6 protein-coding genes are annotated in these 7,715 nt (G+C 69.2%); 5 read left to right on the top strand and 1 reads right to left on the bottom strand.

Annotated features, from left to right (window positions below; all coding sequences use genetic code 11):
• A partial coding sequence (locus ACE3QW_RS17845) for an ABC transporter substrate-binding protein (RefSeq protein WP_374252920.1) occupies positions 1–1,272 on the bottom strand: 1,272 nt, incomplete at its 3' end.
• Positions 1,273–1,517: 245 nt separating this feature from the next.
• On the opposite strand from ACE3QW_RS17845, the gene ACE3QW_RS17840 reads away from it, so the two are divergent.
• The 5 genes from ACE3QW_RS17840 to ACE3QW_RS17820 are packed head-to-tail and all read left to right on the top strand — an operon-like array spanning position 1,518 to position 7,613.
• The gene (locus ACE3QW_RS17840) at positions 1,518–2,663 is read left to right on the top strand and encodes a phosphotransferase family protein (RefSeq protein ID WP_374252918.1); all 1,146 of its coding nucleotides are present in this window, start codon (positions 1,518–1,520) and stop codon (positions 2,661–2,663) included.
• 11 nt (positions 2,664–2,674) lie between these two features.
• On the top strand, positions 2,675–3,880 hold the full coding sequence (locus tag ACE3QW_RS17835; RefSeq protein WP_374252917.1) for an acyl-CoA dehydrogenase family protein: 1,206 nt from the start codon (positions 2,675–2,677) through the stop codon (positions 3,878–3,880).
• Positions 3,880–4,671: an SDR family NAD(P)-dependent oxidoreductase gene (locus ACE3QW_RS17830; RefSeq protein ID WP_374252922.1), complete on the top strand. Its 792-nt coding sequence runs from the start codon at positions 3,880–3,882 to the stop codon at positions 4,669–4,671. Before ACE3QW_RS17835 ends, ACE3QW_RS17830 begins: the two co-directional genes overlap by 1 nt.
• 15 nt (positions 4,672–4,686) lie before the next feature.
• The gene (locus ACE3QW_RS17825; protein WP_374252915.1) at positions 4,687–5,889 is read left to right on the top strand and encodes a CaiB/BaiF CoA transferase family protein; all 1,203 of its coding nucleotides are present in this window, start codon (positions 4,687–4,689) and stop codon (positions 5,887–5,889) included.
• 38 nt (positions 5,890–5,927) lie between these two features.
• The gene (locus ACE3QW_RS17820; RefSeq protein ID WP_374252913.1) at positions 5,928–7,613 is read left to right on the top strand and encodes an acyl-CoA synthetase; all 1,686 of its coding nucleotides are present in this window, start codon (positions 5,928–5,930) and stop codon (positions 7,611–7,613) included.
• Positions 7,614–7,715 lie beyond the last annotated feature (102 nt).

Genomic DNA, 7,715 nt, shown 5'->3' with positions numbered 1-7,715 from the left:
GTCGGAGATCATCACCCACTTGGCGCCGTCCCATTGCTGGAAGCGGATGGCGCCGTCGCCCTCGTGGTCGGCGCAGGTGACCTTGATCTCCGGCATCAGGCCCTCGAGGCCGAGCTGCTTGATGCGCTCGCTGGTCATCACCAGATGCTCGAGCCCCCAGCGCACCTCGTCACCGGTGAGCGGACGGTTGCCGAACTTCTTCATGGCGGTGCGCATGGCTTCCGTCACCGCCACGCCGTGGAGCACGCCGCGGACATAGTAGACCGAGCCGATGCGGTTCTCCTCCACATTGCCCTGACCCTTGGCGTAGACGTATTTCTTGATGTCCTCGAACACCGGATAGTTCGGCCCGGTGGCGTGGAACTGGGCGGTGATGAAGCCCTTGGCCGCGTCGCCGGCGGGCGTCACGTCCTCCTCCGATCCCGACCACCACCAGCCGATGATGCGGTCGCGGGCGATGCCGGCGCGGGCGGCTTCCTTGATGCCCGTGGGCGTCGCCGCGCCCCAGCCGCGGAACAGCACCCAGTCCGGCCGATACTGGCGCACCTGAAGCCACACGGCGCGCTGGTCGAGGCCGGGCGGCGTGATGGGGAAGGTTGTCACCTCGAAGCCATAGCGCTTGGCCTGGGCATCGAGGATGGCCTGGGTCTCGCGGCCGGCGGCGAAGTCCATCACCACATTGGCGATCTTCTTGCCCTTCAGCTTCTCCAGCCCGCCCTCGCGCTCGGCGATGTAGCGAATGGTGGCGGTATTCTCGCTCCAGTAATTGGAGATGAGCGGGAAGAAATAGGGGAAGACCCGGCCATCGGAGGAATCGGTCCGCCCGTAGCCGATGGTGACGGAGGGGATCTTGTCCGCCGTCATGCGGTCGATGAGGGCATAGACGCCGCCCGTGCCGGAGGGCGTGAAGGCCGCGGCGCCGGTCGGCCCCTTCGCCTTCTGGCGTTCGTAGCACTCGATCATGCGGTCGGGCTGGTAGCCGGTCTCGCACTCCTCATAGACGAGCTTCACGCCGTTCACGCCGCCGTCGCGGGCGTTCACCAGCGCCAGATAATCCGCATAGGCACCGTAGATGCCCGAGCCGCCCGGCGCGTAGGGGCCGGTGCGATAGATGGCGATAGGCACGAACTGCTCCATCGCTGCACCGGCCGTCGCCACGGGAGCCGCCGTCTGGGCGGCCGCCGGCACGGCGAAACCAAGTGTCGCGACGAGGGCAAGGAGACAGGCCGGCGCGACGGATTTCCGGCGCCGCGGGCTGAAGCATTGAGGCATGGCGTCATCCTCCAGGCCGGAATTCTGGTCCGGCATCTTTATCTGATGATCGGACCATAAAACCAAAATCGCGGCGCCGTCAATCTCCGGATGGAGACGACGGAATTTCTAATCAAAACATTGATTATCATACAAAATATCGCAAATCCCACCACCTGAAGTGCGCGGCTAACGGAAAATTTCCGCTTGACCACATGATTTCAGTCGGACAATTTTAGTCCGACAAAAACGAGGCAACGCGTCCAATGGTCGAGGCTGTTCACGTGCTGGAAGGCGAGGGCACCGCAGAGGGGGACGTCGGCGCGTCCGTGCTGGACCCGGCTGCGCCCGCCGGTGTCGCCCTGCGCAGCGCGGCCGAGAGCCGGGTGCTCGACTGGGCGGCGATCGGGCATCATCTGGCGGCCCACGGCATCGGTCTCGATCCCGCCTTCGTGCCCCGTCAGTTCACAGGCGGCCTCGCCAACCTGAACTTTCTCGTGCGCGTGTCGGACGGCTGGGCCGTGCTGCGGCGTCCGCCCGATGGCCCCCTGCCCCCAGGTGCGCACGACATGGCGCGCGAGCACCGCATCCTTTCAAATCTCTGGCGGGAGCTGCCGCTCGCCCCGCGCAGCCTGCATCTGTGTGCCGACGCCAGCGTCGCCGGCGCGCCTTTCCAGGTGATGGAGTTTCGCCCCGGCATCGCCCTGCGGGGTGACAGCCTGGCGCCCTTCCCGGCAACCGCCGCCACCGGCGCGGACCTCTCGCACAAGCTGGTCGAGACGTTGGCCGCCATCCACGCGGTGGACCCGGCCCGGATCGGCCTGTCCGATCTCGGCCGCCCCGCCGGCTTCTTCGCCCGCACCGCCGCGGGCTGGATCGGCCGCGCCGAACGGGTGGCGCAGGGCGCGCTCTCCCCGGCCGCCCGCGCCGTCGCCGGCTGGCTCGCTGCCGCAGAGGTGCGGGACGCGTCGGCGCCGACCCTTCTCCACAACGATTTCAAGCTCGACAACGTGCTGCTGGACCCCGCCAGCCGCGCCCCCGTCGCCGTGGTGGACTGGGACATGGGCACCCGTGGCGACCCGCTGTTCGATCTCGCGACGCTGCTCAGCTACTGGACCGAGGCCGGCGACCCGGCGTGCATGCACGAGCTGGCGCAGATGCCCACGGCCCGCCCCGGTTTCCTGACGCGGGCCGAGGCGGCGGACGCCTACGCCCGCGCCACCGGCCGCGACCTGTCCCAGCTCAAGGCCTACCGCGTGCTCACCATGCTGAAGCTCGGCGTGGTGTTCCACCAGCTCCACGCGCGGCACCTCGCCGGCGAGACAGTGGACCCGCGCTATGCCGGCTTCGGCTCGCTCGCCGAGGCGCTGGTCGATTTCACCCTCGACATCATCAACGACAAGACCTTCTGAAGGCGAGGCCCATGGATTTCGCGCTCCCCCCCGATCTCGCCGCGCTGGAGGCCCACACCGCGGCCTTCGTGCGCGACGAGGTTCTGCCCTTCGAGGCCGACCCGCGCCGCACCGCCCACGGCCCCACCGACGATTTGCGCCGTGATCTGGTGGCGAAGGCGCGCGCGGCCGGGCTGCTGAGCCCGCACGTACCGAAGGCCTGGGGCGGGCTGGGCCTCTCCCATCTCGGCAAGGCCGTGGTGTTCGAGGCGGCGGGCTATTCCATGCTCGGCCCCATCGCGCTCGCCATTGCCGCGCCGGACGAGGGCAACATGCACCTTCTCGCCGAAGTGGCGAGCGAAGCGCAGAAGGCCCGCTACCTCGCGCCCATGGCGGCGGGCGAGACGCGCTCCTGCTTCCTGATGACCGAGCCGCACCCCGGTGCCGGAGCGGACCCGTCTCTACTGAAGACGACCGCGGTGAAGGACGGCGACCACTTCGTCATCAACGGCCTCAAATGGCTCATCACCGGTGCCGAGGGCGCGGCCTTCGCCATCATCATGGCGCGCACCGTCGTGGACGGGCGGGACGTGGGCGCCACCATGTTCCTCGCCGATCTGCCGGCGGAGGGCGTGCGCATCGTGCGGGCGCTCGACACGCTGGACAGTTCCTTCACCGGCGGCCACGCGGAAGTGGCGCTGGAAAATCTGCGCGTGCCCGCGTCCGACGTGCTCGGCGCCGTGGGCGAGGGCTTCCGCCACGCGCAGGCGCGGCTCGTGCCGGCGCGGCTCACCCACTGCATGCGCTGGCTCGGCGCCGCGCGGCGCGCCCACGACATCGCCACCGCATATGCGGGCCGGCGCGAGGCGTTCGGCGGCACGCTCCTGTCCCACGAGGGTGTGGGCTTCATGCTGGCCGACAACGAGATCGACCTGCACACCACTCGCCTCGCCATCCGCCACGCCGCCTGGCTGCTGGATCAGGGCGAAAAGGCGAACGTGGAAAGCTCCATGGTGAAGGTGTTCGCCTCCGAAGCCATCTTCCGCATCGTGGACCGGTCGCTCCAGGTGCTGGGTGGCCTCGGCATGACGCGCGACACGGAGGTGGAGCGCATCTTCCGCGACGTGCGCGGTTTCCGCATCTATGACGGCCCGTCCGAGGTCCACCGCTGGAACATCGCGCGCCGGCTGGCCCGTGGCGCGGCCGTGAAAGCCCTGCCGGAAGGGAGGGCCGCGTGATGGGTCTCGCCCTTCCCCTGCCCCAGCCCGCGCCCATGCCCGGCCTTGCCGGCAAGATCGTCATCATCACCGGCGGCGGGCGGGGCCTCGGCCGCGCCGTCGCGGAGGGCTTTGCCGCCGCCGGCGCCCATGTGGTGCTCACCGGCCGCAGTCCCGAGACGCTGGCCGAGGCGGCCGCCGCGATCGTCACGCAGGGTGGATCGGCCGAAGGCATCGCCGCCGATGTGGCCAGCGAGGCGGATATCGCGGCGCTGGTCCGCTCCGTGGTGGAGCGCCACGGCCGCATCGACGTGCTGGTGAACAATGCCGGCATCAACCCCTGGTACAAGACCGCCGAGGACACGAGCCTCGCCGAGTGGCGGCAGGTGGTCGACACCAACCTCACCGGCGTATTCCTCGCCGCCCGCGCGGCAGGCCGGGTGATGCTGGCCCAGGGCGAAGGCGCAATCGTCAATGTCACCTCCGTCGCCGGAAAGGTCGGGCTGGCGCGCACCACGGCCTATTGCGCCGCCAAGGGCGGGGTGGAGCTGATGACCCGCCAGCTCGCCCTCGAATGGGCGAAGAAGGGCGTGCGGGTGAATGCCGTCGGCCCCGGCTATTTCGAAACCGAGCTGACCGAAGGCATGCGCCAGAACCCCAAGCTCGCCGAGCGCGTCACCGGCCGCACGCCCATGGGCCGCTTCGGCCATCCGCAGGAGCTGGTCGGCGCCTGCCTGTTCCTCGCCTCGCCCGCGGCCTCCTACATCACCGGCGCCTCGCTGGCGGTGGATGGCGGCTGGACCGCCGCCTGATCCGAAAGACCAGAGATGAACGCCCTCACGCCCACACCCACACCCCTCGCCCTCGCCGGTCTCAAGGTGCTGGACCTCACCCGCCTGCTGCCGGGCGCCTTCTGCTCGCTGATGCTGGCCGACCTCGGTGCCGACGTGCTCAAGATCGAGCAGCCTGAGGGCGGCGACTACAACCGCACCTTCCCGCCGCTGAACCGCGCCGAATCCGGCTCCTTCCTGCTGCTCAACCGCAACAAGAAGAGCCTGACACTGAACCTCAAGTCGGAAGAGGGCCGCGCCATCCTCCTCAAGCTGGTGAAGGATGCGGACGTGCTGCTGGAGGGCTTCCGCCCCGGCGTCATGGACCGCCTCGGCCTCGGCTACGACACCCTCGCCGAGATCAATCCGCGCCTCGTCTATTGTGCCATCTCCGGCTACGGGCAAAACGGGCCGAGCCGGCTCAAGCCTGGGCACGACCTCAATTACCTCGCCGAAGCCGGCGCCCTGCAACTGTTCGGCAAGGCGGGGGAAGGCCCCATCGTGCCGGGCCTCTCCATCGCCGACGTGGGCGGCGGCTCGCTCATGGCCTCGACGGGAATCCTCGCCGCGCTGCTGGCGCGGGCGACCACCGGGCGCGGGCAGTTCGTGGATGTGTCCATGCATGACGGCGCCATGTCCTGGCTGTCGCTGCACGGCGCCGATCATCTCTTCGCCGGCATCGAGCCGAAGGGCGGCGAGCGACCCTTCATCGGGCAGGCGCCCTGCTACAATGTCTATGCCTGCGCCGACGGGAAGCACGTGGCGCTGGGCCTCATCGAGACGCATTTCTGGCACCGCTTCTGCGACGCCGTGGGCCTTCCCGCGCTGAAGGACGAGCAGTGGCCGGAGGGCGAGCGGGAAGTGGCGCAGAAGGCCACCCTCGCCGCCCTGTTCGCCCGCAAGACGCGCGACGAATGGGTGGCGGAACTTGAGGCTGCCGACATTCCCTTCGGCCCCGTCTTCTCCATGGAGGAGGCCTTCGCCGATCCCCACGCCCGCCACCGGCAGATGCTGATGTCCATGGAGCATCCGGTGGAGGGCACCATTCCCCAGCTCGGCTTTCCGGTGAAGTATTCCGGGACCCCTTGCGCCCTGCGTTCGCCGCCGCCCCTGCTCGGTGAGCACAATGGCGAGGTGCTGGCGGGCCTCGGCTATGCGCCCGAGGACATCGCCGCGCTCAAGGCCAGCCGGGCGATCTGAGTAACGCTCAAGAGAGCACAATGCTCCGGGAGGAAACCATGGCCCCCAGCCAGATGGCGCCGACCAGAATGGCGCCCAACATGACCGACTATGCCGAGATGGCCCGCACCTTCCGATGGCAGGTGCCGGAGACGTTCAATTTCGGCGCCGACGTGGTGGATCATTTCGCCCGTACCGCCGACGGACCGGCCCTCATCTGGGCCAATGCGGCCGGCGAGGAGCGGCGCTTCTCCTTCTCGGACATGGCGCGCCTCACCAGCCGCTTCGCCTCGGCGCTGGCGGCGCGCGGCATCCGGAAGGGAGACCGGGTGCTGGTCATGCTGCCGCGCATTCCCGAATGGCAGGTGGCCATGGTCGGCTGCCTGAAGCTCGGGGCGGTGCCCATCCCGTCCATCGAGATGCTCACCGCCAAGGACATCGCATATCGCGTGCGCCATGCCGGCGTGCGGGCCGTGGTGGCCCGGGCCGAACATGCGGGAAAGTTCGCGGATGTGATCGACGAGGTGCCGGTGCGCCTCGCGCTGAAAGGCCCCCTTGGCGGCGCCCCCGGCTTCGAGCCGCTGGAGGAGGCACTGGCCTCCGGCGACGAGGCCTTCGCGCCGATGACTGTCCAGGCCGACGATCCGGCCGTGCTCTATTACACCTCCGGCTCCACCGGCCAGCCGAAGGGGGTGCTCCACGCCTCCCGCGGGCTCTACGCCTGGCGCGGCTCGGCCATTTGCTGGCTGGACCTTCGTCCGGGCGACACCATCTGGTGCACGGCCGACACCGGCTGGAGCAAAGCCGGCACCTCCATCCTCTTCGGCCCGTGGGGCTGCGGGGCCGCCAGCTTTTTCTACGACGGCCCGTTCGACCCCAAGGAGCGCCTGCGACTGCTGGAGCGCTACGGCATCACCGTCTATTGCGCGCCGGGCACCGAGCTGTTCCGCGTGGTGGATGCCGGCGTCGCCGAGCACGACCTCTCGCGCCTGCGCCACGCCGTCTCCTCCGGCGAGACGCTCAACCCGGCGGTCGCGGCACGCTGGCAGACGGCGACGGGCGTCCCCATCCTTGAAGCCTACGGCCAGACCGAGACGCTGATGACGCTGCTCAACTATCCCAGCGTCGCCCCGCGCGAGGGCTCCATGGGCAAGCCGTTGCCGGGCCTTGATCTCGCAATCATCGACGGCGCGGGCAACCGCCTCCCGCCCGGCATGGAAGGCGACATCGCCCTTCTCACCCCCAACCCGCAGATGATGCTCGGCTATCTCGACGAGCCCGAACGCACCGCCAGCGCCCATGTGGAGGGGCCGGAGGGGCGCTGGTTCGTCACCGGCGACCTCGGCATGGTGGATGCGGACGGCTATTTCTACCATCGTGGCCGCAATGACGACGTCATCAATTCCGCCGGCTACCGCATCGGTCCCTCCGAGGTGGAGAACGCTTTGCTCGACCATCCGGCGGTGCAGGAATGCGCGGCGGTGGCGTCGCCCCATCCGGAGCGCGGCGAGATCGTGAAGGCCTTTGTCGTGCTCCGCCCCGGCTTCACCGGCGACGATGCGCTGGCGGCCGCCTTGCAGGATCACGTGAAGCGTGTCACCGCTCCCTATAAATATCCCCGCGCCATCGCGTTTCTCGGCGAGCTGCCGAAGACCATGACCGGGAAGGTGCAACGCAAGGTGCTGCGCGACCTGGAGAAGGCCCGCGCCGCCGAGAGGATGGTCCCTGATGTCGCTCGCGCTTGATCCGGTGCAGGTGGAGCCCGCCTTCCGTCTCGTCGCCCGCACCATCGAGGACAAGATCCTGGCCGGCGAAATCGCGCCGGGGGATCTGCTGCCCTCCGAGGC

The organism is Xanthobacter sp. (assembly GCF_041911315.1).
GTDB lineage: Bacteria > Pseudomonadota > Alphaproteobacteria > Rhizobiales > Xanthobacteraceae > Xanthobacter > Xanthobacter aminoxidans.
This window is presented reverse-complemented; position numbering and strand designations above follow the sequence as displayed.